This window comes from Sulfitobacter sp. HGT1, assembly GCF_013282155.1.
Taxonomy (GTDB): domain Bacteria; phylum Pseudomonadota; class Alphaproteobacteria; order Rhodobacterales; family Rhodobacteraceae; genus Sulfitobacter.
This window is the reverse complement of sequence record NZ_BLWI01000012.1, coordinates 206,533-231,118: the sequence shown is the minus strand read 5'-3', so window position 1 is coordinate 231,118 and position 24,586 is coordinate 206,533. Positions and strand designations below refer to the sequence as shown.

Here is a 24,586-nt window from a genome sequence, read left to right as displayed (position 1 = left end):
GGGCTTGCGGTATCGCCTTGAGTAACTTTTCGCCGATGGAGGCTTTGAATGTTTCGTGTTTTTGCCATTTTGATGACCGTTACCTTTTTGGCCGCCTGCAATGGCGCAGCCGATCTGAACAAGCCGCCAGTGCCGCTGGGTGACTTCAACCTGTACCACAATATCGTGGTGGCCCCCAAAGTCCAAAAGCTGCCGATCAGCCGCGTGGTCACCGAAGAAGTCCTGACCACAGCCGTAAAGGATGCGATTGCAGAGCGGTTCGACCGTTATGATGGGGCGCGCAATTATCACTTTGGCGTCAGCGTCGAAGGCTATGTTCTGGCCCCTCCGGGCATTCCGCTGGTTCTGGCCCCAAAATCAATCATGATTATCAACCTGACTGTCTGGGATGATGCCGCTGGCGTCAAACTGACCGACAAGCCGCATCAGATTACAGTTTTCGAATCATTCGATCAGGGCCCTATCATCGGGTCCGGTTATACCAAGACCGCCCAAGAGCAGTTGAAGAACCTGAGCCAGAATGCGGCCAAGTCGATTGAGACCTATCTGGTCAAGCAAAACGCTGCCGAAGGGTGGTTCAATCGGCCCGCTGATGCGGTGATTGTACGGGCCAAGACCACGAATGCCCCCGCCGCCAAGACCGAATAAGCGCAAATTACTTTGCCGATGCCGGTATCAAGCGCGAACAGGCGCTTGATTTTATGCGTCAGACCCAATACATCGCCCGCCAGATAGGTTTGGGTCTGACGTAGGGCCCTCATTAATATAAAGGGCTGCTCCATGGCTAAGGCAAAGTTTGAACGTAATAAACCACACGTTAACATCGGCACGATCGGTCACGTTGACCACGGCAAAACGACGTTGACAGCTGCGATCACCAAGTATTTTGGCGATTTCAAAGCGTATGACCAGATTGACGGCGCGCCCGAAGAAAAAGCACGCGGCATCACCATTTCGACCGCTCACGTTGAGTACGAAACCGAAGCACGTCACTATGCACACGTCGACTGCCCAGGTCACGCTGACTATGTAAAGAACATGATCACCGGTGCGGCACAGATGGACGGCGCGATCCTGGTTGTGAATGCGGCTGACGGCCCAATGCCACAAACCCGCGAGCACATTCTGCTGGGCCGCCAGGTTGGTATCCCGACCATGGTTGTTTACATGAACAAAGTTGACCAGGTTGACGATGCGGAACTGCTGGAATTGGTGGAAATGGAAATCCGCGAATTGCTGTCTTCCTACGACTACCCTGGCGACGACATGCCGGTTGTTCCTGGTTCCGCTCTGGCAGCCATGGAAGGCCGCGACCCAGAGATCGGTGAAAACTCGATCCGCGCGCTGATGAAAGCCGTTGACGAATTCATCCCGACACCTGCACGCGCTGTTGACCAGCCGTTCCTGATGCCAGTGGAAGACGTGTTCTCGATCTCCGGTCGTGGTACCGTTGTGACAGGCCGTATCGAGCGTGGCGTGATCAACGTTGGCGACGAAATCGAAATCGTTGGTATCCGCGACACCAAGAAAACCACCTGTACCGGCGTTGAAATGTTCCGCAAACTGCTGGACCGCGGTGAAGCTGGCGACAACATCGGTGCCCTGCTGCGCGGCGTTGACCGTGAAGGCGTTGAGCGTGGTCAGGTTCTGTGTAAGCCAGGTTCGGTTAAGCCACACACCAAGTTCACAGCCGAAGCGTATATCCTGACCAAGGAAGAGGGTGGCCGTCACACGCCGTTCTTCGCGAACTACCGTCCACAGTTCTACTTCCGGACCACAGACGTCACCGGTACAGTTCAGCTGCCAGAAGGCACTGAAATGGTTATGCCAGGCGACAACCTGCAGTTCGACGTTGAACTGATCGCACCCATCGCGATGGAAGACGGTCTGCGCTTTGCGATCCGCGAAGGCGGCCGCACTGTTGGCGCGGGCGTTGTGTCCAAGATCAACGAGTAAGCTGCTGTCTGGGGGCACGCCCCCACGCACGTCACATCAAACAAGGCCGTCCCACACCGGGGCGGCCTTTTCTTTTGCGGAGGCCGGGGGATAGAATACGCGCAGCGTGAAAGGCCACAGCATGGACATTACCCACGATTTCTTTCCGGGCGCGATCGGGCAAATCATTCAACTGCACGGAACCCACTATGCAAAGCATTGGGGCTTCACCAGCTACTTCGAGGCCAAGGTGGCGCACCAGCTTGCCGAGTTCGCCCATGGCAGGAAGGACCCGGATCTGGTGCTGCTTGCCCGTGATGATCAGGGGGTCGCGGCTTCGTTGATCCTGAACCTTCATGATCCGGAATCGCAGGCGCGTGGCGCGCATCTGAGGTGGTTCATCTGTGCGGACCGCTGTCGGGGCTCGGGGATCGGGCGCAAGCTGTTAAGCATGGCCGTGGCCCATGCCGAGCAGCACAGCCAAGGCAGAATGTGGCTGCACACCTTTGCCGGGCTGGAACCAGCCTTGCATCTTTACCGCAGTTTCGGCTTTGTGTTGCACGCAGAGCAAGAAGGCGATGTCTGGGGAACGGTCGTGAAAGAGCAGGAGTATCGACGCTCGGGCGACAGCTAGAAGGATTTTCCCGCCCTTTGGTGCATATGCTCTTGATCCCCTCGCGATTCCAGACTACCTCACCACTCGGCATAGGGGTTTAGCTCAGTTGGTAGAGCATCGGTCTCCAAAACCGAGGGTCGTGGGTTCGAGTCCCTCAGCCCCTGCCAATTTTCCTGACATTGATCTTTTGCGATATGCCTTTGAGTGGTCATAATATGGCCGCTGAATTGCCGTAGCATGGCGCGACACTTTCCATCTCGTTTTTTAAAAGGTGGATGTCTTTATATGTTGCGCAAAAACAAGCCTGCCGATTTGGACCATTTCACAGGTATGTCCCGTTATGATGATTCAGGTCATCAGAACGCGCCGCATCCAGCCGCGCAGCCGGGCCTTGTGCGCCCCTCCGTCCCCGAGACCCCCGAGGCAGGGGGCATCAAACGCATTGTCGGCAGGATCACGGGCGCGGTGCAAACCAAGCTTGCGCGCGGCGGACAGCCCGCCGAAATGCCGGCCGAGGAAATCGCTGCGCAACAGGCACCTGTATCGCTGCGTGCAACGGCCGCCGGATTTGTCTGCGGGTTTGCGGTGGTCTCAGCCGCGATATTTCATCCGGTCCTGTTCTTGGTTCTGACCCTGTTTCTGGCGGCGGTCGTTTCGGCGCTCTATGTGGCCTATGGCTATGACGGGTTCTGGCAGATGATGCTCAAACCCTTGCGCTGGTATGTTGCACGACACCCTGAAAAAGCAGCGGCAATCCATGCAGAGATAGACCGGGTCGCGATGCGTTGGGATGCGATCCTGGACCGTTTCCCCGAAGGCTGGGTCGCGGCGCTTTATTTGCCTGATGTCAGCGATATTGCCGCTTTTGCGCAGCAGGATTCGGAAAAGTTTGAATTGCGGATGGATGACCTGGCCCATGCGCGGAATGCCTAGGCCGACGGGCTGATACGATTGACGTCTTGAATTCGGTCGCATTGGCGGCTACATCGCAGAAACCTTTGAAAAACAGGAAACGCGTCATGGCCACAGTCAATCCACTCCAGTTCATTCAGCAAGTGCGCTCGGAAGTGTCCAAGGTCGTATGGCCGACCCGCCGCGAGGTGATGCTGACAACCGTGATGGTTTTCATCCTTGCGGCACTGACAGCGGTGTTTTTCGCAATCGTTGATATCTTGATCCGTGGCGGCTTGCAGTACGTGCTTTCCTACTTCGGCTGATCGCGACGGGGATGTGCAAAACCTTGCTCACCCCCTTGAAACATTTGGATATGCGGGCTATCCCGCAATCCTAACCTGACAAAGGGCGTGCGGCGATTCGAGTTGCGCGCCGATTTTTTGTTCAGGAAAGGCAGGCAAGTGCCTGTCGCTTTATTGAGAATTTGATGCTGCAAACATGCGCATCGCAAGACAGGGACCAGAGTTCAGATGGCGAAAAGATGGTATTCGGTCAGTGTTTTGTCGAATTTCGAGAAAAAGATCGCCGAACAGATCCGCACAACGGTCGCCGAGCAAGAGCTTGAGGACCAGATCGACGAAGTGCTGGTTCCCACCGAAGAGGTGATCGAAGTTCGGCGCGGCAAAAAAGTCACGACAGAGCGGCGCTTTATGCCCGGCTATGTGCTGGTGCACATGGAAATGTCCGACCGTGGCTATCACCTGATCAACTCGATCAACCGCGTTACAGGTTTCTTGGGTCCACAAGGGCGCCCGATGCCGATGCGCGATGCAGAAGTGACCGCGATCCTGGGCCGTGTCCAGGAAGGCGAGGAAGCACCACGCACATTGATCCACTTTGAAGTGGGCGAGCGCGTCAAGGTTGCTGATGGTCCGTTCGAAGACTTTGACGGTATGATCGAGGAAGTCGACGAAGAGAACCAGCGCCTCAAGGTGTCTGTGTCGATCTTTGGCCGTGAAACACCGGTCGAATTGGAATTCACTCAGGTCAACAAACAGATCTGAGCGGGTCGGCGGGGCAACCCGCCATGCGGTGGCGACACCGTTCGTTTGTGGGAGGCAAAGCTGCGCGCAGCCACGCCGGACCACGCTAGCAAGCGATCACAACGCGTTGTGGTTGTGTAGGGTGGGTGCAAACCCACCGACATAAAAAGGAGAAGGCCAATGGCCAAGAAGCTCGTCGGTAAGATGAAGTTGCAAGTTAAAGCGGGTCAAGCGAACCCATCCCCACCTGTTGGTCCTGCATTGGGTCAGCGCGGGATTAACATCATGGAATTCTGTAAGGCGTTCAACGCCAAGACAGCGGACCTGGAGCCAGGTGCCCCTTGCCCGACCGTGATCAGCTATTACCAGGACAAGTCCTTTACCATGGACATCAAGACGCCTCCTGCGTCCTATTACCTGAAAAAAGCTGCCAAGATTAACTCTGGTGCGAAAACACCGAGCCGTGAAACTGTTGGTACAGTGACCACCAAGCAACTGCGCGAAATCGCAGAAGCAAAGATGGCCGATCTGAGCGCCGTGGATGTTGAAGCCGCGATGAAGATCATTCTGGGCTCCGCCCGTTCCATGGGCATTGAGGTGAAGTAAGATGGCAAAATTCGGAAAACGCACCCGCGCCGCACGCGAAGCATTCGCCGGCAAAGACAACCTGTCTGTTGAAGAAGCGGTAACGCTGATCAAGGCAAACGCAAACGCGAAGTTTGATGAGACCATCGAAATCGCCATGAACCTTGGTGTTGACCCACGTCACGCTGACCAAATGGTTCGCGGTGTTGTTGGCCTGCCAAACGGCACAGGCAAAACCGTACGTGTTGCGGTATTTGCACGTGGCGCAAAAGCAGACGAAGCCACAGCAGCTGGTGCCGATATCGTTGGCGCAGAAGACCTGATGGAAGCGGTACAAGGCGGCAAGATCGACTTTGACCGTTGCATCGCGACACCTGACATGATGCCAATCGTTGGTCGTCTTGGTAAGGTTCTTGGTCCACGCAACCTGATGCCAAACCCAAAAGTTGGCACAGTTACAATGGACATCAAAGAAGCTGTTGAAGCTGCCAAAGGCGGTCAGGTTCAGTTCAAAGCTGAAAAAGGCGGCGTTGTGCATGCTGGCATCGGCAAACTGTCCTTCGACGAAGCCAAGCTGGTTGAAAACATCCGCTCTTTCGTTGGTGCCGTCTCCAAGGCGAAGCCTACGGGTTCCAAGGGTACCTACATGAAGAAGATCGTCCTCAGCTCCACAATGGGCCCAGGCGTATCTGTTGAAGTGGACAACGCTGTTACCGAGTAACGCGTTTCTTAAATTGACGTTATCTTGATTTGGCCCTCCGTACCCCGTGCGGAGGGCTTTTCCATATGTCGCTTTTGCCCGTGGCCGTTTCGGGATCTCGAAGGGGTTGTCGAAGGCGCAGACAAAGCGCAAACTGGCCCGAACGCAGACCAGGTAGCAGCCCGCATAGAGAGAAGTTTTTTCTTGAGCCTCAATCTCACAAAAGATCAATTGCGGTGGCTTGCCAAGAAAGGCGTACGTATCAACGCGCCAGCTGGTCCCGATCCCCTGCGAATTCCCGAGCCGGCTCATGGTCTTGAGGCGCATTCCACGCATTCGGCAGATGGCGTCATGCCGCTTGGAGCCTACAGCTATTCGCATTCCTTTGCGCGGCATGTCGAATACGTTGGTCGCTACTGTTCGATTGGGGCTGGTCTTCAGACCTTTACCAATACGCATCCTATTGACCGATCCTCGACCAGCCCGGTTTTTTACCAGCGGCGCAAATTTCGTGAATGGGGGGGGGATATGGAACAGAGCGATTTAATGGTCCCGTTCGACGCGCCTTCGGCCAAGGTCCGGATTGGCAATGACGTCTGGATCGGAGAGACTGTGCGCATCAGGGAAGGGGTCAGCATCGGTGACGGTGCAATCATTGCTGTCGATGCTTTGGTCACACAGGACGTGGCTCCTTTTTCAGTTGTTGGCGGCGTGCCGGCACGTGTTATCCGACATCGCTTTGATCCTCATCTATCGTCTGCATTCCTGCAGCTGGAATGGTGGCGGTATGCAGTGTCTGACCTCATTCCCCTTCATCCGGATCAGCCGGCGCGGTTTGCCGTTGCGCTTGAGCGGGCGGTGGCAAGCGGACAGTTGCAGCCCATGGCTGAAGATCGTTTTCTTCTCCGCGACTTGTTACGAACACAGGTATCAGGTTGAGACGGGCACTATCCTGACGCCGTCATCGCTGATGGTTGGTCCATGCTTTCCCAGTATGCGCCCGTTTCATCGCTCCGGTCGTCAGGAAATATGCAGTCGAATATGAACACCTTTGCAACGGCGGCACTGCTGTGGCTGAAATAGCTTTATTGCCCCTTGGCATCCCTGAAAACTCTTTATATAGAGGCCCTCGATTCACCTGAAGTTTCTTCGGGTGAGTCTTCTGTCCGAGACGAAGGGTGGCGATGAGCCTTAATTTCCTTTCCGAGATGGGAGACGTTAGAATTACCAAGCGCGCAAGCGTGAGGGCATTTTGGCTTATTCCCGTAAAATGGACCAAGACTGTTTGCGAAAGCAAACTTAATTGAGCCGGGGGGTAACCCCCAGATTTGGAGTGAAACTGTGGATAGAGCCCAGAAAGAACAGTTGGTCGACGAGCTCGGCCAAATCTTTGAAAGCTCTGGCGTCGTTGTGGTAAGCCACTACGTCGGCCTGACAGTTGCTGAAATGCAGGACCTTCGTGCACGCGCTCGCGCTGCAGGTGGGGCCGTGCGTGTTGCCAAAAACAGGCTCGCCAAAATTGCCCTTGATGGAAAGCCATGCGAAAGCATTGCGGAACTCCTGACGGGTATGACCGTTCTGACCTATTCCGAAGATCCCGTAGCCGCCGCTAAGGTTGCTCAGGACTTCGCCAAAGAGAATCAAAAGTTTGTGATTCTCGGTGGTGCAATGGGCGAGAACGCACTGGACGCCGCCGGTGTTGAAGCCGTGTCCAAGATGCCTTCGCGGGAGGAGCTTATCTCCACCATCGCGGGCATGCTGGGCGCACCTGCTTCCAACATCGCTGGGGCCATTGGCGCACCTGCAAGCAATATCGCATCCATCTTGTCCACGATCGAGGACAAGGCGGCTGCGTAAAGCAATATCGTCAAGCTGGCGCAGGGTTGAACACTCGCGTTGGAACACACATATCGTTAACGGAAAGAGCTGAACATGGCTGATCTGAAAAAACTGGCAGAAGACATCGTTGGTCTGACACTGCTTGAAGCACAAGAACTGAAAACCATCCTCAAAGACGAGTATGGCATCGAGCCCGCCGCTGGTGGCGCTGTGATGATGGCTGGCCCTGCCGATGCAGGTGCTGCTGCTGAAGAGAAAACTGAATTCGACGTCGTTCTGAAGAACGCCGGCGCATCCAAAATCAACGTGATCAAAGAAGTTCGCGGCATCACCGGTCTGGGCCTGAAAGAAGCCAAAGACTTGGTCGAAGCTGGCGGCAAGATCAAAGAAGGCGTCGACAAAGCCGAAGCCGAAGAAGTAATGGCCAAGCTGGTTGCAGCTGGCGCAGAGGTCGAACTGGCGTAAGCCATTTGATCTGGGTGCCGTTTTCTTTCAAAGAAAACGGACCGGAATTTTTGACAAATTCCGGGGCAGCCCGCAAATGACAAGGCTGGATGGGGATATTTCCCTGTCCAGCCTAACCTGTTTTGACAAGTATTTCGCGCGAAATACTTCTCTGGATAGGTCCTAAGGGTCGGAAGAGGTACGGTGGGACGTGCTTCAAGAATTGACCAGGATTTACCGCTCTTATGGGCGCGCATCACGGCCCCGGTGATGGCGTGCTCGGCAAGAGACACGAAAGGTGACATGACACATGGCGCAATCCTTCCTTGGCCAGAAACGTCTACGTAAATACTATGGCAAAATCCGTGAAGTTCTGGAGATGCCGAACCTGATCGAGGTTCAAAAATCCTCTTATGATCTGTTCCTGCGCTCCGGCGATGCGGACACACCGACAGATGGCGACGGCATTCAGGGCGTCTTCCAGTCGGTATTCCCGATCAAAGATTTCAACGAGACTTCGGTGCTTGAGTACGTCAAGTACGAGCTTGAGAAACCCAAATACGATGTTGAGGAATGTCAGCAGCGTGACATGACCTACAGCGCGCCTTTGAAGGTGACGTTGCGTCTGATCGTATTTGATGTGGACGAAGACACCGGCGCGAAGTCGGTAAAAGACATTAAAGAACAAGACGTGTTCATGGGCGATATGCCTTTGATGACCCCGAACGGGACCTTCGTTGTGAACGGCACCGAGCGTGTTATCGTTTCGCAGATGCACCGTTCGCCTGGCGTTTTCTTTGACCACGACAAGGGTAAAACCCACTCTTCGGGCAAGCTGTTGTTTGCCTGCCGGATCATTCCTTACCGCGGGTCCTGGCTGGATTTTGAATTCGACGCAAAAGACATCGTGTTCGCGCGGATCGACCGTCGTCGCAAATTGCCTGTGACAACGTTGCTCTATGCGCTTGGTCTTGACCAAGAAGCGATCATGGACGCTTATTACAACACAGTGAACTTCACGCTGAAAGCCGGTGAAGGCTGGGTTGCGCCGTTCTATCCGGACCGTGTGCGGGGCACACGTCCGACCTATGATCTGGTTGATGCCGCGACAGGTGAAGTCCTGTTTGAAAAAGGCAAGAAGATCACGCCTCGTGCCGTTAAGCAGTTGGTTGACGAAGGTAAAGTAAGCGAGTTGCTTTTGCCGTTCGGTCACATCGAAGGCAAATTTGTTGCACGTGACATCATCAACGAAGAAACCGGCGCGATTTATGTCGAAGCCGGCGACGAGATGACGCTTGAGTACGACAAAGACGGTACGCTTATCGGCGGCACCGCCAAAGAACTTGTTGATGCTGGCATTACCGAGATCCCACTCTTGGACATCGACAACATCAATGTCGGCCCCTACATGCGCAACACCATGGCGAACGACAAGAACATGAACCGCGACACCGCGCTCATGGATATCTATCGCGTCATGCGCCCGGGTGAGCCGCCCACAGTCGAGGCCGCGTCGAACCTGTTCGACACGTTGTTCTTTGACAGCGAACGCTATGACCTGTCTGCTGTTGGTCGCGTAAAGATGAACATGCGTCTGGCGCTCGACAAGGAAGACACTCAGCGCACGCTGGATCGCGATGATATCGTATCGTGCATCAAGGCGCTGGTTGACCTGCGCGATGGCCGTGGCGATATCGACGATATTGACCACCTTGGTAACCGTCGTGTTCGTTCCGTTGGCGAATTGATGGAAAACCAGTATCGCGTTGGTTTGCTGCGTATGGAACGCGCAATCAAAGAGCGTATGTCCTCGGTCGAAATCGACACCGTCATGCCGCAAGACCTGATCAACGCCAAGCCAGCAGCCGCTGCGGTGCGTGAATTCTTCGGCTCTTCGCAGCTGTCGCAGTTTATGGACCAAACCAACCCGCTGTCCGAGGTTACGCACAAGCGTCGCCTTTCAGCGCTTGGACCAGGTGGTCTGACACGCGAACGCGCCGGCTTTGAAGTACGTGACGTTCACCCGACCCACTATGGCCGGATGTGTCCGATTGAAACGCCCGAAGGCCCGAACATTGGTCTGATCAACTCGCTGGCGACATTCGCCCGTGTGAACAAGTACGGCTTTATCGAAACACCTTACCGCAAGGTATCGAACGGTGTTGTTTCCGACGAAGTTCAATACATGTCCGCGACCGAAGAAATGCGTCACACTGTGGCGCAGGCCAACGCGAACCTTGATGAGAACATGAAGTTCGTCAACGATCTGGTTTCGACACGCAAATCGGGTGACTACACGCTGTCGCCTTCCGAAAGTGTTGACCTGATCGACGTTTCGCCAAAGCAGTTGGTGTCCGTTGCGGCATCGCTGATCCCGTTCCTGGAAAACGACGATGCGAACAGGGCCTTGATGGGCTCGAACATGCAACGTCAGGCTGTTCCATTGCTTCAGGCCGAAGCCCCGCTTGTCGGGACCGGTATCGAAGAAGTCGTGGCACGGGACTCCGGTGCGGCCTATATGGCCAAACGTGGCGGTATCATCGACCAGGTCGATGCATCGCGTATCGTTTTGCGTGCGACCGAAGACCTTGAGCTGGGCGATGCAGGGGTAGACATCTACCGCATGCGCAAGTTCCAGCGTTCCAACCAGAACACCTGTATTAACCAGCGTCCGCTGGTGAAAGTGGGCGACACGGTTGTTAAAGGTCAGGTTATCGCTGACGGTCCATCGACCGACATGGGTGAACTGGCCCTTGGTAAAAACGTGATCGTCGCGTTTATGCCTTGGAACGGCTACAACTACGAAGACTCCATCCTGATCTCCGAGCGGGTTTCGCGCGATGACGTGTTCACGTCGATCCACATCGAAGAATTCGAAGTGGCTGCACGCGATACAAAGCTCGGGCCAGAGGAAATCACACGCGATATTCCAAACGTTGGTGAAGAAGCGCTGCGCAACCTCGACGAGGCGGGCATCGTGTACATCGGCGCGGATGTTGAACCGGGTGACATTCTGGTCGGCAAGATCACACCAAAGGGCGAAAGCCCGATGACGCCAGAAGAAAAACTGCTGCGCGCCATCTTTGGTGAAAAAGCGTCTGACGTGCGTGACACATCGTTGCGCGTGAAGCCGGGCGATTTCGGTACAGTTGTCGAAGTCCGCGTCTTTAACCGTCACGGTGTTGAAAAAGACGAACGTGCCTTGCAGATCGAGCGCGAAGAGGTTGAACGCCTTGCTCGCGACCGTGACGATGAGCTTGGTATCCTCGATCGCAACATCTATGCGCGTCTGCGTCAGATGATCCTTGGCAAAGTTGCTGTCAAAGGTCCGAAAGGCGTCAAGTCGAACAGCCAGATCACCGAAGAGCTGCTGGATGATCAATTGTCCCGCGGTCAGTGGTGGCAGTTGGCTTTGGCGGACGAAGACGATGCGAAAATCGTCGAAGCGCTGAACGAACAGTACGAAATCCAGAAGCGTACGTTGAACAACCGCTTTGAGGACAAAGTCGAAAAAGTACGCCGTGGCGATGATTTGCCCCCAGGCGTGATGAAAATGGTCAAAGTATTCGTGGCGGTGAAGCGCAAGCTGCAACCGGGCGATAAAATGGCCGGTCGTCACGGCAACAAGGGTGTTATTTCCAAGGTTGTACCGATGGAAGACATGCCATTCCTTGCGGATGGTACGCCAGTCGACTTCTGTTTGAACCCGTTGGGCGTTCCTTCGCGTATGAACGTCGGTCAGATCCTTGAAACCCACATGGGTTGGGCTGCACGCGGGCTGGGCATCAACATCGACGAAGCATTGCAGGAATATAAGCGCTCCGGCGATTTGACACCTGTACGCGATGCGATGAGCCACGCTTACGGCGCAGACGTTTACGAAGAAGGCATCGCCGACATGGACGAAGCAACGCTCTTGGAGGCGGCGGGCAATGTGACCCGCGGTGTGCCAATCGCGACGCCCGTCTTTGACGGTGCCAAGGAAGCAGACGTGAACGACAGTTTGACACGGGCCGGGTTCGATACCTCGGGTCAGTCGGTGCTGTTTGACGGCCGCACAGGCGAGCAGTTTGCCCGCCCCGTGACCGTTGGCGTCAAATACCTGCTGAAACTGCACCACCTTGTGGATGACAAGATCCACGCGCGTTCCACCGGTCCATACTCGCTGGTCACCCAGCAGCCATTGGGCGGTAAAGCGCAGTTCGGTGGTCAGCGCTTTGGTGAGATGGAGGTCTGGGCTCTGGAAGCTTACGGCGCTGCATACACCCTGCAGGAAATGCTGACTGTGAAATCGGATGACGTTGCAGGCCGCACAAAGGTCTATGAAAGCATCGTCAAAGGCGAGGACAACTTCGAAGCCGGTATTCCGGAATCGTTCAACGTTCTTGTCAAAGAAGTCCGTGGCCTTGGCCTGAATATGGAACTCCTGGATGCGGAGGAAGACGAGTAAGGGCACCGCCGGAATTTTCGAAAATTCCGGCCCGATTTCTTCGAAGAAATCGGGCCCCCTCCTTTCGCTTTCGAGATTAATCTAAGGATTTAAGATGAACCAGGAACTGACAAACAACCCGTTCAACCCCGTCGCACCGATGAAGACGTTCGACGAGATCAAGGTATCTTTGGCATCGCCAGAGCGTATCCTGTCGTGGTCGTTCGGTGAGATCAAGAAACCCGAAACCATTAACTACCGTACGTTCAAGCCAGAGCGTGACGGCCTGTTCTGCGCGCGTATCTTTGGACCGATCAAAGACTACGAATGTCTGTGTGGCAAATACAAGCGCATGAAATATCGCGGCGTTGTCTGCGAAAAATGTGGCGTTGAAGTCACGTTGCAAAAGGTCCGCCGCGAGCGGATGGGCCACATCGAACTGGCGTCTCCTGTTGCGCACATCTGGTTCCTCAAGTCGCTTCCATCGCGGATCGGCCTGATGCTGGACATGACATTGCGCGATCTGGAACGTGTTTTGTATTTCGAAAACTACGTCGTGATCGAACCCGGTCTGACTGAACTCACCTATGGTCAGATGATGACCGAAGAAGAGTTCATGGAAGCGCAAGACATCTATGGCATGGATGCATTCACCGCCAACATCGGTGCCGAAGCGATCCGCGAAATGCTGGCCGCGATCGATCTGGAAGCTGAAGCAGACACGCTGCGTGCGGATCTGAAAGAAGCGACTGGCGAATTGAAGCCAAAGAAGATCATCAAGCGTTTGAAGGTTGTTGAATCCTTCCTCGAGTCTGGCAACCGGCCCGAGTGGATGGTCATGACCGTCATTCCGGTTATCCCGCCAGAACTGCGCCCGCTGGTGCCGTTGGATGGTGGCCGTTTTGCGACGTCTGACCTGAACGACCTGTATCGCCGCGTGATCAACCGGAACAACCGTCTCAAGCGTCTGATCGAACTGCGCGCGCCCGACATCATCGTGCGCAACGAAAAGCGTATGTTGCAGGAATCTGTCGATGCGCTGTTCGATAACGGCCGTCGTGGCCGCGTGATCACGGGTGCCAACAAGCGTCCGTTGAAATCGCTGTCCGACATGCTGAAGGGTAAGCAGGGTCGCTTCCGTCAGAACCTTTTGGGTAAGCGCGTCGACTTCTCGGGTCGTTCGGTTATTGTGACTGGTCCTGAGCTTAAACTGCACCAGTGTGGTTTGCCGAAAAAGATGGCGCTCGAACTGTTCAAGCCGTTCATCTATTCGCGTCTTGAGGCCAAAGGTCTGTCTTCCACTGTGAAGCAAGCCAAGAAGCTGGTCGAAAAAGAGCGTCCCGAGGTTTGGGATATCCTGGATGAAGTCATCCGCGAACACCCCGTCATGCTGAACCGTGCACCTACCTTGCACCGTCTTGGCATTCAGGCGTTCGAACCGGTTCTGATCGAAGGTAAGGCCATCCAGCTGCACCCGCTGGTCTGTTCCGCGTTTAACGCTGACTTTGACGGCGACCAAATGGCTGTTCACGTGCCGCTTTCGCTGGAAGCCCAGTTGGAAGCCCGCGTCTTGATGATGTCCACGAACAACGTTCTGTCGCCTGCAAACGGCGCACCGATCATTGTTCCGTCGCAGGACATGATCTTGGGTCTGTACTATACGACTCTCGAGCGTGAAGGCATGGTCGGTCAGGACATGGTGTTCGGTTCGGTCGAAGAGGTCGAGCACGCTTTGGACGCGGGTGCGATCCACTTGCACTCCAAGGTCAAGGCACGGATCAAACAGATCGATGCCGAAGGCAACGAGATCATGAAGCGTTTTGATACGACCCCTGGCCGTGTCCGTCTGGGGGCGTTGCTGCCGCTGAACGCAAAAGCGCCGTTTGATCTGGTGAACCGTTTGCTGCGCAAGAAAGAAGTGCAGCAGGTCATCGATACGGTCTACCGTTATTGTGGCCAAAAGGAATCCGTCATCTTCTGTGACCAGATCATGACAATGGGCTTCCGCGAAGCTTTCAAGGCAGGCATTTCGTTCGGTAAGGACGATATGTTGATCCCTGACAGCAAATGGCCACTGGTTGAAGAAACCCGCGATCAGGTGAAAGACTTTGAACAGCAGTACATGGACGGCCTGATCACTCAGGGTGAAAAGTACAACAAAGTCGTCGATGCATGGTCAAAGTGTAACGACAAAGTCACCGACGCGATGATGGGTGCGATTTCCGCCACGACCTACGGCGAAAACGGCTCTGAAAACGAACCGAACTCGGTTTACATGATGGCGCACTCCGGTGCGCGTGGTTCGGTTACTCAGATGAAACAGCTGGGCGGGATGCGCGGTCTGATGGCGAAGCCGAACGGCGACATCATCGAGACCCCGATTATCTCGAACTTTAAAGAAGGTCTGACCGTTCTGGAGTACTTCAACTCCACCCACGGTGCCCGTAAGGGTCTGTCGGATACCGCTTTGAAAACAGCGAACTCGGGTTACTTGACCCGTCGTCTGGTGGACGTGGCACAAGATTGTATCGTTCGTTTGCATGACTGTGGCACCGAAACAGCAATCACTGCCGAAGCCGCGGTTAACGACGGTGAAGTTGTGTCGTCGCTGGCAGAGCGTCTGCTGGGTCGCGTTACGGCTGATGATATCCTGCGTCCGGGCACTGACGAAGTGTTGGTCCCTGCGCAGACAATCATTGACGAACGTCTGGCGGATATCGTGGATGAGGCGGCTGTATTGTCCGCACGCATCCGCAGCCCGCTGACCTGTGAGGCCGAAGAGGGCGTCTGCGCCATGTGTTATGGTCGTGACCTTGCACGTGGTACTTTGGTGAACCAAGGTGAAGCTGTCGGCATTATCGCCGCACAGTCGATCGGTGAACCCGGCACCCAGCTGACCATGCGTACATTCCACATTGGTGGTGTTGCACAAGGTGGCCAGCAGTCCTTCCTCGAGGCATCCCAGCCCGGTAAGATCGTGTTCGAAAGCGCCATGACCCTTGAGAACGCCGCTGGCGAGATCATGGTGATGGGCCGGAACATGAAACTGTCGATCGTGGATGAAAACGGCGATGAGCGTGCCAACCACAAGGTCGGTTACGGTACCAAGCTGTTCGTCAAGGAAGGCCAGTCGGTCTTGCGCGGCGACAAGCTGTTTGAATGGGATCCGTACACGCTGCCAATCATCGCCGAGAAATCCGGTATGACCAAGTTCGTCGACCTTGTGTCGGGGATCGCGGTCAAGGATGAAACGGATGATGCGACAGGCATGACCCAGAAAATCGTGATCGACTGGCGCGCTGCCCCCAAAGGCAACGAGTTGAAGCCTGAAGTCATGATCCTGGATGCCGATGGCGAGCCGGTCCGTAACGATGCGGGCAACCCGGTGACCTACCCAATGTCCGTTGATGCCGTTCTGTCCGTTGAGGACCAGACCGAAATCAAGGCCGGTGACATCGTTGCGCGTATCCCGCGCGAAGGTGCCAAGACCAAGGACATTACCGGTGGTCTGCCACGTGTGGCCGAACTCTTTGAGGCACGTCGCCCCAAGGACCACGCCATCATCGCGGAAATCGACGGCTATGTGCGCTACGGCAAAGACTACAAGAACAAGCGTCGTATCTCGATTGAATCGTCCGAGGATCCGGATCACAAAGTTGAATACATGGTGCCTAAGGGTAAGCACATTCCGGTTGCGGAAGGTGACTTTGTCCAAAAGGGCGATTACATCATGGATGGCAACCCGGCACCGCACGACATTCTTGCGATCATGGGTGTAGAGGCCTTGGCCGACTACATGATCGACGAGGTGCAGGATGTTTACCGTCTGCAAGGCGTTAAGATCAACGATAAGCACATCGAAGTTATCGTACGTCAGATGCTTCAGAAGTGGGAAGTTCAGGACAGCGGCGACACCACGCTGCTGAAAGGCGAACACGTCGACAAGCAAGAGTTTGACCAAGCTTGTGAAAAGGCGATTTCCAAGGGTGGCCGTCCGGCAACGGGCGAACCGATCCTTCTGGGTATCACCAAGGCAAGCCTGCAAACCCGCAGCTTTATCTCGGCGGCATCGTTCCAGGAAACCACACGCGTGCTGACCGAAGCATCGGTTCAGGGCAAGCGCGACAAGCTGGTCGGTCTGAAGGAAAACGTCATCGTTGGCCGTCTGATCCCAGCCGGTACCGGTGGTGCGACCCAGCAGATGCGCAAAGTTGCAGTGGATCGTGACAATGTGGTGATCGAAGCCCGTCGCGAAGAAGCTGAAACAGCGGCACGTCTGGCTGCGCCAGCGGCTGCTGCCAATGATGTGGTCGGTGGGGATGTGTTCAACACTGTCCCAAGCGATGACGAAAGCCGCAACTGATCTTTGATCTGAGCTAGAAAATGAAAGGCCCCCGCGGAGACATCAGCGGGGGCCTTTTTCTTTTGAAACATGATTTCCAATAGACTTGCATTGCCAGCCCCTGCCACCTGCCGGGAACGGGCTGGTACTTTCGCGATCTATCGGGCAATGATCGCGACATAGATAGTCAACCGAAAGCCCGCCCATGTCGCCAAATCTGATCGGAGCCCTTTTCATGATGGGCTCAATGGCGGCGTTTACGCTGAACGACACGATGACGAAAACAACCGGCGGCGAAGTCCCGTTGTTTCAACTGTTGTTCTTGCGCGGGCTGATCTCGATCTCGCTTTTGCTGGTCTTGTGGGGGCGTCTTGGCCCGATGCATCTGCGGCTTAGCCGTCGCGACTGGAAGCTAGTGGGCATAAGGTCCGCGTCCGAAGTCGGGGCCAGTTATTTCTTTGTGACCGCGTTGTTCAATATGCCGCTGGCAAACCTGAGCGCGATTTTGCAATCCCTGCCGTTGACGGTGACCCTGGGGGCCGCGCTGTTTTACCGCGAGGCTGTTGGCTGGAAACGGATGTCGGCCATTCTGGTCGGCTTCATGGGGGTGATGCTGATCGTCAAACCCGGTACCGACGGGTTCAACATCTGGTCGGTCTATGCGCTGGTCGCGGTGGTGTTTGTCACGGTGCGCGATCTGAGTACCCGGCGGCTGTCACGGGATGTGCCGTCGATGACCGTCACGCTGGCCGCGGTTCTTTCGGTCACGATATTTTCGGGCTTTGCGCAACTGGCGACACCTTGGGCTGATGTGTCGAATGCCCATTGGACCGCGATCGGGGCCGCTGCTGTTTTCGTCTTGATCGGGTACTATTTCAGCGTTCAGACCATGAGAACGGGCGACGTGTCGTTTATCGCGCCCTTCCGGTACACGGGGCTGATCTGGGCGTTGATCCTGGGGTGGTTTGTCTTTGGTGACTGGCCGCTGCCATCGACCCTTGTTGGGGCCGCGATCGTGGCGGCCACGGGCCTGTTCACCCTGTACCGCGAACGCAAGCTGTCATCGCGCTAGGAAAACGCTGCGCACATGGTCGTCATCAATGCCAAAGGTCTGGCGGATGTGGCGGGCCTGTTCGGGTGACATCACCTGATAATCAAAGACGTTCTTTTTGCCCTTCAGGCGGCTGTCGTTGAAATCATTATGCCCGCGCATCATCATGTCTTCGCCGGTAAAGGTCATGGTCGGCATCGTCTTCCACAGGTTCTGGTGGCCGTGGCTCATGATGGTGTCGTCTGATCCGGCTTGCACCACCATGCCAAGCGCCACGGCGGAATAGGGATAGTGATAGGCCCAAAGCTTTAGCCCCTTGGCCCCGGCCGTATAGATGTACCCCTGATTGAAATCCACCGCGACCGAAGAATGTCGGGCACAGATTGGCGCGATGTCATCCGCCGTCTGCTTGAACTTTTCGACAAAGCTGAGCGCCATGGCGTCGTCGTCATCAAGCCGGAATTGCAGGCAGGGTTCATCCGTCCCGCCGCGCCAGTCCTTGATCGCCTTGCTCATGATGCGGCGATGGGGGCGGGGCAGGTATTGTTTGACCACGCATTGCGGGATGTCTTTGGTCAGGTCCAGCAGCCGTTCAAGATAGGGCGTTGGAAAGCCGGTACCCGTGACGATCAGGAACGTAAAATCGGGGTCTGTCTGGCCTGCGACACTGGGCAGGGTGATCGTCTCGAACAGACGAAAGCGTTCTTCCATCCGGTCCTTGCCGTACAGAAAGGTCTCGAGCGCGGCAAAATCGGGATGCCCCACTTTGAACCCGCCTTCACCGGCATAGGAGAAACGGCAAAGGCCAACGGTTCTCATGTCGGCTGACCTTTGCTGAAAATGGCACGGACGGCGTTCGCATCAATGGCAAAGCGTTTGCGGAACATCTTTTCGCCCTCGGCTGTCAGGGGCACGACATCGGCGGGCGCTTCGCCCTTTTGGCGGCTGTCGTTTGATGCGTTGTGCCCCCGCACGAACATATGTTGGGTGTCGAATGAGACTGACGGCATAAAGCGGTTAATCTTGTTATGCGCGTAGTTCATGATGGTCAGCGGGCACCGTGGCCGGACGTACATGGCCAGTGCGGCTACATCAAAGGGGCGAAACACCTCGGTCGCGGCGATGCCATCGGCACCGTATTCCGCGATCAGCCCGCGATTCCAGTCAAAGGCGACGGTCCTATGCGCCTGCGTCAGGCCGAAACAATCGTCCGACGCGGTGCGCAGCCGATCAATAAAGTCCACAGCGACGGCGTCATCGTCGTCAAAGCGGAACTGCAAACAGGGCAGATCGGGGTTGCGCGCGTTGTTGAGGATCTCTTTCATCACCTCGCGGTGCTTGCGGGGCGGTTCAGCGTGGAGACGGGCCTGCGGCAGATCGGCGGTGATGTCGCGCAGACGGTCCACATGATGCCTGGGCATCATATCACCGATCACGATGATCAGTTCGAAATCGGGGTCGGTCTGCGCTTTCAGGCAGGGCAGGGCGACGGTTTCGAACAGTTGAAACCGCTCTTCAAGCCGCCCCTCGTGGTAAAGATAGGCGATGCGGTCCTCGACCGTGTCGTGCCCGACCTGAAATCCGCCAAGGGCAGGATAGGAAAACCGGCAAAGACCAATGATCTGCATCGAATAGGGGCCCTTGACCAACCACGAGAACGGTTCAAATATGGCGGGGTCAGGCGTGTTATTGCAAGCAGCAATTCGACTTTTACGCGTAACGCGGCCCATCGGCACCGCTGGTGTTGACAGTGGGGGCGACTCTGCATATACGCGCCATATCTCGGATGTGGGGGTCGCCCTGCAGTGCCGAAATCATACCACCTGTGGTCACGATCCGGTCTAATGCTGACCCGATCCTCTGTTACCCCACCGCCTCGTTTTCCTCGGTACGGAAACGCTGCGGTGATTTTGCTTTGCGCCACTTGCGCCTGGTAAAGACAGCTTCGCGGACGCGCGAGGGGACCGAAACTTAAACCGCACTGGGGTCCGCCCCGCTGCACCACATATGTGAGCTAAACGGGGATAAAACCGGAATGCCAACGATCCAGCAGCTGATCCGCAAACCGCGCCAGCCTAAAATCAAACGTTCGAAATCCATGCACCTGCAGGAATGCCCGCAAAAGCGCGGCGTTTGTACACGTGTTTATACAACAACACCTAAAAAGCCGAACTCGGCCATGCGTAAGGTTGCCAAAGTGCGCCTGACAAACGGTTTTGAAGTCATCAGCTATATTCCAGGTGAATCGCACAACCTCCAGGAACACTCTGTTGTTCTGATCCGCGGCGGTCGTGTAAAAGACCTTCCCGGTGTGCGTTACCACATCCTGCGCGGTGTTCTGGATACTCAGGGCGTTAAAGACCGTAAGCAGCGTCGCTCCAAGTATGGTGCAAAGAAGCCAAAATAATTTGGGTGGGTCTTGGGCGTTATCTAATCGCCCAGGACCGTCCAGCATACTTTCCCTTTAGGGGTGAGCTGGGGTTGAGACGCACGCCGAAATCCATGCCGCAGGGCAACGGATACACCGGCCAGATCCAACCTTGGCGCAAGAACATTAGGAGCCTTAAATGTCACGTCGTCACGCCGCTGAAAAACGCGAAGTTCTGCCAGATGCCAAATACGGTGATCTGGTCCTAACAAAATTCATGAACAACCTCATGATCGATGGTAAAAAATCGGTCGCTGAGCGTATTGTTTACAACGCAATGAGCCGCGTTGAAGACAAGATCAAACGCGCCCCCATTGAGGTTTTCCACGAAGCTTTGGACAACATCAAACCATCCGTCGAAGTGCGTTCGCGCCGCGTTGGTGGTGCAACCTATCAGGTGCCTGTCGAGGTACGCCCCGAGCGTCGCGAAGCATTGGCGATCCGTTGGTTGATCAAAGCATCGCGTTCGCGCAACGAGAACACCATGGAAGAGCGCCTTGCAGGCGAGCTGATGGATGCTGTTCAGTCGCGCGGCACTGCTGTTAAGAAACGCGAAGATACGCATAAAATGGCCGATGCGAACAAAGCATTCAGCCACTACCGCTGGTAATTCGGGCGGCATAACCCGCCTTCGTCGCGCCCCACGCTGGGGCGCGATTTATCCGTTTCAGATATATTCGAGGAAGCAGCCCCATGGCACGCGACTATCCGCTCACACGCTACCGTAACTTCGGCATTATGGCCCACATCGATGCAGGTAAAACGACCTGTTCCGAACGTATCCTGTTTTACACCGGCAAATCCCACAACATTGGCGAGGTGCACGATGGTGCAGCGACAATGGACTGGATGGAGCAGGAGCAGGAGCGTGGTATTACTATTACCTCCGCTGCGACCACCACATTCTGGCAGCGCCAGGAAGAGCCGACAGCCGATGCGACATCCGACACAAAGTACCGGATGAACATCATCGACACCCCTGGCCACGTTGACTTCACCATCGAAGTTGAGCGTTCCTTGGCTGTTTTGGATGGCGCGGTTGCCGTTCTTGACGCCAACGCCGGTGTTGAGCCGCAGACTGAAACAGTTTGGCGTCAGGCCGACCGTTACAAGGTCCCGCGCATCGTTTTCGTTAACAAAATGGATAAAATCGGCGCTGACTTCTTCAACTGTGTGAAGATGATCAAAGACCGTACCGGTGCGACACCTGCGCCGATCCAAATTCCAATCGGTGCCGAAACCGAATTGGAAGGCATGATCGATCTGGTCACCATGAAAGAATGGGTCTGGGCCGGCGAAGATCTGGGTGCAAGCTGGGAACAGCGCGAAATCCGCGCCGAGCTTAAAGACCTGGCAGACGAATGGCGTGCACATCTGATCGAGACTGCGGTCGAGATGGATGACGAAGCCATGGAAAACTATCTGATGGACGGCGCAGAGCCTGACGTTGATACGCTGCGCAAGCTGATCCGCAAGGGTACGCTGGCCATCAAGTTTATCCCTGTTCTGTGTGGTTCCGCCTTTAAGAACAAGGGTGTTCAGCCGCTGTTGAACGCTGTTATCGACTATCTTCCATCCCCGATGGACGTTGTTGACTACATGGGCTTTAAGCCAGGCGATGACACAGAAACACGTAACATCCCGCGCCGTGCGGACGATGATATGGCGTTCTCTGGCCTTGCGTTCAAAATCATGAACGACCCTTTTGTTGGTACGCTGACATTTACACGCATCTACTCCGGTAAGTTGAACAAGGGCGACACGCTCTTGAACTCGACCAAAGGCAAGAAAGAGCGCGTTGGTCGTATGATGATGATGCACTCGAACGATCGTGAAGAAATTCAAGAAGCGTTCGCGGGCGACATTATTGCTTTGGCGGGTCTCAAGGACACCACAACAGGCGACACATTGTGTTCTGTTGCCGATCCTGTGGTCCTCGAAACAATGACCTTCCCTGATCCGGTTATCGAAATCGCGGTCGAGCCAAAGACAAAAGCGGACCAGGAAAAAATGTCCGCCGGTCTGGCCCGTCTTGCTGCCGAAGATCCATCCTTCCGTGTTGAAACTGACATCGAATCCGGTCAGACGATCATGAAGGGCATGGGCGAACTTCACCTCGACATCCTGGTTGACCGCCTGAAGCGCGAATTCAAGGTTGAGGCGAACATCGGTGCACCGCAGGTTGCTTACCGTGAAACGATCTCTCGTGAAGCCGAAGTGGTTTATACCCACAAGAAGCAGTCGGGTGGTTCGGGTCAGTTCGCTGAAGTTAAAATGATCTTGATGCCAACAGAGCCAGGCGAGGGTTACTCGTTCGAAAGCCGCGTTGTTGGTGGTTCGGTGCCTAAGGAATACATCCCGGGCGTTGAAAAGGGTATTAAATCGGTCATGGACTCCGGTCCTTTGGCTGGCTTCCCGGTCATCGACTTCAAGGTTGCGCTGATCGAAGGTAAATACCACGACGTTGACTCCAGCGTTCTGGCATTCGAAATCGCTGCCCGTATGGGTATGCGCGAAGGTATGAAGAAAGCTGGCGCGAAACTGCTCGAGCCGATCATGAAAGTCGAAGTTGTCACACCTGAAGATTACACAGGCGGCATCATCGGCGATCTTACATCGCGTCGCGGTCAGGTTCAGGGTCAAGACACACGTGGCAACGCCATCGCGATCGAAGCGCAGGTGCCATTGGCCAACATGTTCGGCTACATCAACACTCTGCGGTCGATGTCTTCGGGTCGTGCGAACTTCAGCATGCAGTTCTCGCACTACGAACCTGTGCCACAGAACATCTCGGACGAGATCCAGGCCAAATTCGCGTAAGCGAGCAATAGCAATAACTGGGATGGCGGGGAAAACCCCGCCCTACCCAAACCGTAGGGTGGGTTTTACCCCCACCATCCAAATTGAAAATCAAGGAGGCCACCATGGCTAAGGCAAAGTTTGAACGTAATAAACCACACGTTAACATCGGCACGATCGGTCACGTTGACCACGGCAAAACGACGTTGACAGCTGCGATCACCAAGTATTTTGGCGATTTCAAAGCGTATGACCAGATTGACGGCGCGCCCGAAGAAAAAGCACGCGGCATCACCATTTCGACCGCTCACGTTGAGTACGAAACCGAAGCACGTCACTATGCACACGTCGACTGCCCAGGCCACGCTGACTATGTAAAGAACATGATCACCGGTGCGGCACAGATGGACGGCGCGATCCTGGTTGTGAACGCGGCTGACGGCCCAATGCCACAAACCCGCGAGCACATCCTGCTGGGCCGCCAGGTTGGTATCCCGACCATGGTTGTTTACATGAACAAAGTTGACCAGGTTGACGACGACGAGCTGCTTGAGCTGGTCGAGATGGAAATCCGCGAATTGCTGTCTTCCTACGACTACCCCGGCGACGACATGCCCGTCATTCCTGGGTCGGCATTGCACGCAATGAACGGCACGCGTCCAGAAATCGGCGAGGAATCCATCCGCGCTTTGATGAAAGCCGTCGACGAGTACATCCCGACACCTGCACGCGCTGTTGACCAGCCGTTCCTGATGCCAGTGGAAGACGTGTTCTCGATCTCCGGTCGTGGTACCGTTGTGACAGGCCGTATCGAGCGTGGCGTGATCAACGTTGGCGACAGCATTGAAATCGTTGGCATTCGTGACACCAAGACCACCACATGTACCGGTGTTGAGATGTTCCGCAAGTTGCTGGATCGTGGGGAGGCTGGCGATAACGTTGGCGTTCTGCTGCGCGGTATCGAGCGTGAGGGCGTTGAGCGTGGTCAGGTTCTGTGTAAGCCAAAGTCGGTGAATCCACACACCAAGTTCACAGCCGAAGCGTATATCCTGACCAAGGAAGAGGGTGGCCGTCACACGCCATTCTTCGCGAACTACCGTCCACAGTTCTACTTCCGGACCACAGACGTCACCGGTACAGTTCAGCTGCCAGAAGGCACTGAAATGGTTATGCCAGGCGACAACCTGCAGTTCGACGTTGAACTGATCGCACCCATCGCGATGGAAGACGGTCTGCGCTTTGCGATCCGCGAAGGCGGCCGCACTGTTGGCGCGGGCGTTGTGTCCAAGATCAACGAGTAAGCTGCTGTCTGGGGGCACGCCCCCACGCACGTCACATCAAACAAGGCCGTCCCACACCGGGGCGGCCTTTTCTTTTGCGGAGGCAGGGGGATAGAATACGCCCAGCGTGAAAGGCCGTTTCGGCAACGTTCCGGAGGTATTTTTTCAGGATCGTTACTGGTCAAGTCTGTGAAATAGGAT

General features: G+C 55.5%; 20 protein-coding genes and 1 tRNA gene. 19 read left to right on the top strand and 2 right to left on the bottom strand.

All coding sequences use genetic code 11. The features are described from left to right. Positions 1 to 48: 48 nt before the first annotated feature. From HGT1_RS14565 to HGT1_RS14495, 15 genes are all read left to right on the top strand, one after another. Positions 49 to 648: a hypothetical protein gene (locus HGT1_RS14565; protein ID WP_255200213.1), complete on the top strand. Its 600-nt coding sequence runs from the start codon at positions 49 to 51 to the stop codon at positions 646 to 648. 132 nt (positions 649 to 780) lie between these two features. Next, the gene (gene tuf, locus HGT1_RS14560; RefSeq protein WP_176250675.1) at positions 781 to 1,956 is read left to right on the top strand and encodes an elongation factor Tu; all 1,176 of its coding nucleotides are present in this window, start codon (positions 781 to 783) and stop codon (positions 1,954 to 1,956) included. Positions 1,957 to 2,077: 121 nt separating this feature from the next. Next, complete coding sequence (locus HGT1_RS14555; RefSeq protein ID WP_176250674.1) at positions 2,078 to 2,569, top strand: N-acetyltransferase; 492 nt, start codon at positions 2,078 to 2,080, stop codon at positions 2,567 to 2,569. A gap of 73 nt (positions 2,570 to 2,642) precedes the next feature. Then, positions 2,643 to 2,718, top strand: a tRNA-Trp gene (locus HGT1_RS14550). A 118-nt stretch (positions 2,719 to 2,836) separates the two neighbouring features. Then, entirely contained in the window at positions 2,837 to 3,484 is a 648-nt protein-coding gene (locus tag HGT1_RS14545; RefSeq protein ID WP_176250673.1) for a hypothetical protein, read from the top strand. Between the two features lie 86 nt (positions 3,485 to 3,570). Beyond that, on the top strand, positions 3,571 to 3,768 hold the full coding sequence (secE, locus tag HGT1_RS14540) for a preprotein translocase subunit SecE (RefSeq protein ID WP_176250672.1): 198 nt from the start codon (positions 3,571 to 3,573) through the stop codon (positions 3,766 to 3,768). 207 nt (positions 3,769 to 3,975) lie between these two features. Further along, positions 3,976 to 4,509 (top strand): transcription termination/antitermination protein NusG, encoded by a 534-nt coding sequence (gene nusG, locus HGT1_RS14535; RefSeq protein ID WP_176250671.1) that lies wholly within the window; start codon positions 3,976 to 3,978, stop codon positions 4,507 to 4,509. A 159-nt stretch (positions 4,510 to 4,668) separates the two neighbouring features. Further along, entirely contained in the window at positions 4,669 to 5,094 is a 426-nt protein-coding gene (gene rplK / locus HGT1_RS14530; protein ID WP_176250670.1) for a 50S ribosomal protein L11, read from the top strand. A 1-nt stretch (position 5,095) separates the two neighbouring features. Continuing rightward, a complete protein-coding gene (rplA, locus tag HGT1_RS14525; RefSeq protein WP_176250669.1) occupies positions 5,096 to 5,794 on the top strand; it encodes a 50S ribosomal protein L1 in 699 nt (232 codons plus the stop codon). A 183-nt stretch (positions 5,795 to 5,977) separates the two neighbouring features. Next, positions 5,978 to 6,712 (top strand): CatB-related O-acetyltransferase, encoded by a 735-nt coding sequence (locus HGT1_RS14520; RefSeq protein ID WP_176250668.1) that lies wholly within the window; start codon positions 5,978 to 5,980, stop codon positions 6,710 to 6,712. 402 nt (positions 6,713 to 7,114) lie between these two features. Continuing rightward, positions 7,115 to 7,630: a 50S ribosomal protein L10 gene (gene rplJ / locus HGT1_RS14515; protein WP_176250667.1), complete on the top strand. Its 516-nt coding sequence runs from the start codon at positions 7,115 to 7,117 to the stop codon at positions 7,628 to 7,630. 75 nt (positions 7,631 to 7,705) lie between these two features. Continuing rightward, positions 7,706 to 8,077 carry a 50S ribosomal protein L7/L12 gene (gene rplL / locus HGT1_RS14510; RefSeq protein WP_176250666.1) on the top strand — a complete coding sequence of 124 codons (372 nt, stop codon included), beginning with the start codon at positions 7,706 to 7,708 and terminating at the stop codon, positions 8,075 to 8,077. Positions 8,078 to 8,366: 289 nt separating this feature from the next. After that, positions 8,367 to 12,506, top strand: coding sequence for a DNA-directed RNA polymerase subunit beta (gene rpoB / locus HGT1_RS14505; RefSeq protein ID WP_176250665.1), 4,140 nt, complete (start codon positions 8,367 to 8,369; stop codon positions 12,504 to 12,506). A 94-nt stretch (positions 12,507 to 12,600) separates the two neighbouring features. After that, complete coding sequence (gene rpoC, locus HGT1_RS14500) at positions 12,601 to 16,848, top strand: DNA-directed RNA polymerase subunit beta' (RefSeq protein WP_176250664.1); 4,248 nt, start codon at positions 12,601 to 12,603, stop codon at positions 16,846 to 16,848. 184 nt (positions 16,849 to 17,032) lie between these two features. After that, a complete protein-coding gene (locus HGT1_RS14495) occupies positions 17,033 to 17,899 on the top strand; it encodes a DMT family transporter (RefSeq protein ID WP_176250663.1) in 867 nt (288 codons plus the stop codon). Here HGT1_RS14495 and HGT1_RS14490 read toward each other — a convergent pair. Both HGT1_RS14490 and HGT1_RS14485 read right to left on the bottom strand, forming a co-directional pair. Next, entirely contained in the window at positions 17,888 to 18,697 is an 810-nt protein-coding gene (locus tag HGT1_RS14490; RefSeq protein ID WP_176250662.1) for a putative rhamnosyl transferase, read from the bottom strand. The genes HGT1_RS14495 and HGT1_RS14490 overlap by 12 nt on opposite strands. Further along, complete coding sequence (locus tag HGT1_RS14485) at positions 18,694 to 19,506, bottom strand: putative rhamnosyl transferase (protein ID WP_176250661.1); 813 nt, start codon at positions 19,504 to 19,506, stop codon at positions 18,694 to 18,696. Before HGT1_RS14485 ends, HGT1_RS14490 begins: the two co-directional genes overlap by 4 nt. 407 nt (positions 19,507 to 19,913) lie before the next feature. Here HGT1_RS14485 and rpsL point away from each other — a divergent pair, with 407 nt between their 5' ends. The 4 genes from rpsL to tuf (HGT1_RS14465) all read left to right on the top strand — a co-directional run bounded on the left by rpsL (position 19,914) and on the right by tuf (HGT1_RS14465) (position 24,406). Next, positions 19,914 to 20,285, top strand: a complete 372-nt coding sequence (gene rpsL, locus HGT1_RS14480) for a 30S ribosomal protein S12 (RefSeq protein WP_005849863.1) — start codon at positions 19,914 to 19,916, stop codon at positions 20,283 to 20,285. A gap of 160 nt (positions 20,286 to 20,445) precedes the next feature. Beyond that, positions 20,446 to 20,916 (top strand): 30S ribosomal protein S7, encoded by a 471-nt coding sequence (rpsG, locus tag HGT1_RS14475; RefSeq protein ID WP_176250660.1) that lies wholly within the window; start codon positions 20,446 to 20,448, stop codon positions 20,914 to 20,916. An 83-nt stretch (positions 20,917 to 20,999) separates the two neighbouring features. Further along, complete coding sequence (gene fusA / locus HGT1_RS14470; RefSeq protein WP_176250659.1) at positions 21,000 to 23,126, top strand: elongation factor G; 2,127 nt, start codon at positions 21,000 to 21,002, stop codon at positions 23,124 to 23,126. 104 nt (positions 23,127 to 23,230) lie between these two features. Next, complete coding sequence (gene tuf / locus HGT1_RS14465; RefSeq protein ID WP_176250658.1) at positions 23,231 to 24,406, top strand: elongation factor Tu; 1,176 nt, start codon at positions 23,231 to 23,233, stop codon at positions 24,404 to 24,406. The last annotated feature ends 180 nt before the right edge of the window (positions 24,407 to 24,586 follow it).

Coding starts and splice junctions, on each gene's coding strand:
- rpoC (WP_176250664.1), top strand. CDS start 12,601: ATGAACCAGGAACTGACAAACAACCCGTTCAACCCCGTCGCACCGATG.
- secE (WP_176250672.1), top strand. CDS start 3,571: ATGGCCACAGTCAATCCACTCCAGTTCATTCAGCAAGTGCGCTCGGAA.
- tuf (WP_176250675.1), top strand. CDS start 781: ATGGCTAAGGCAAAGTTTGAACGTAATAAACCACACGTTAACATCGGC.
- fusA (WP_176250659.1), top strand. CDS start 21,000: ATGGCACGCGACTATCCGCTCACACGCTACCGTAACTTCGGCATTATG.
- rpsL (WP_005849863.1), top strand. CDS start 19,914: ATGCCAACGATCCAGCAGCTGATCCGCAAACCGCGCCAGCCTAAAATC.
- rplK (WP_176250670.1), top strand. CDS start 4,669: ATGGCCAAGAAGCTCGTCGGTAAGATGAAGTTGCAAGTTAAAGCGGGT.
- tuf (WP_176250658.1), top strand. CDS start 23,231: ATGGCTAAGGCAAAGTTTGAACGTAATAAACCACACGTTAACATCGGC.
- rplA (WP_176250669.1), top strand. CDS start 5,096: ATGGCAAAATTCGGAAAACGCACCCGCGCCGCACGCGAAGCATTCGCC.
- HGT1_RS14495 (WP_176250663.1), top strand. CDS start 17,033: ATGTCGCCAAATCTGATCGGAGCCCTTTTCATGATGGGCTCAATGGCG.
- rplL (WP_176250666.1), top strand. CDS start 7,706: ATGGCTGATCTGAAAAAACTGGCAGAAGACATCGTTGGTCTGACACTG.
- rpsG (WP_176250660.1), top strand. CDS start 20,446: ATGTCACGTCGTCACGCCGCTGAAAAACGCGAAGTTCTGCCAGATGCC.
- HGT1_RS14485 (WP_176250661.1), bottom strand. CDS start 19,506: ATGCAGATCATTGGTCTTTGCCGGTTTTCCTATCCTGCCCTTGGCGGA.
- nusG (WP_176250671.1), top strand. CDS start 3,976: ATGGCGAAAAGATGGTATTCGGTCAGTGTTTTGTCGAATTTCGAGAAA.
- HGT1_RS14565 (WP_255200213.1), top strand. CDS start 49: ATGTTTCGTGTTTTTGCCATTTTGATGACCGTTACCTTTTTGGCCGCC.
- HGT1_RS14545 (WP_176250673.1), top strand. CDS start 2,837: ATGTTGCGCAAAAACAAGCCTGCCGATTTGGACCATTTCACAGGTATG.
- HGT1_RS14555 (WP_176250674.1), top strand. CDS start 2,078: ATGGACATTACCCACGATTTCTTTCCGGGCGCGATCGGGCAAATCATT.
- HGT1_RS14490 (WP_176250662.1), bottom strand. CDS start 18,697: ATGAGAACCGTTGGCCTTTGCCGTTTCTCCTATGCCGGTGAAGGCGGG.
- rpoB (WP_176250665.1), top strand. CDS start 8,367: ATGGCGCAATCCTTCCTTGGCCAGAAACGTCTACGTAAATACTATGGC.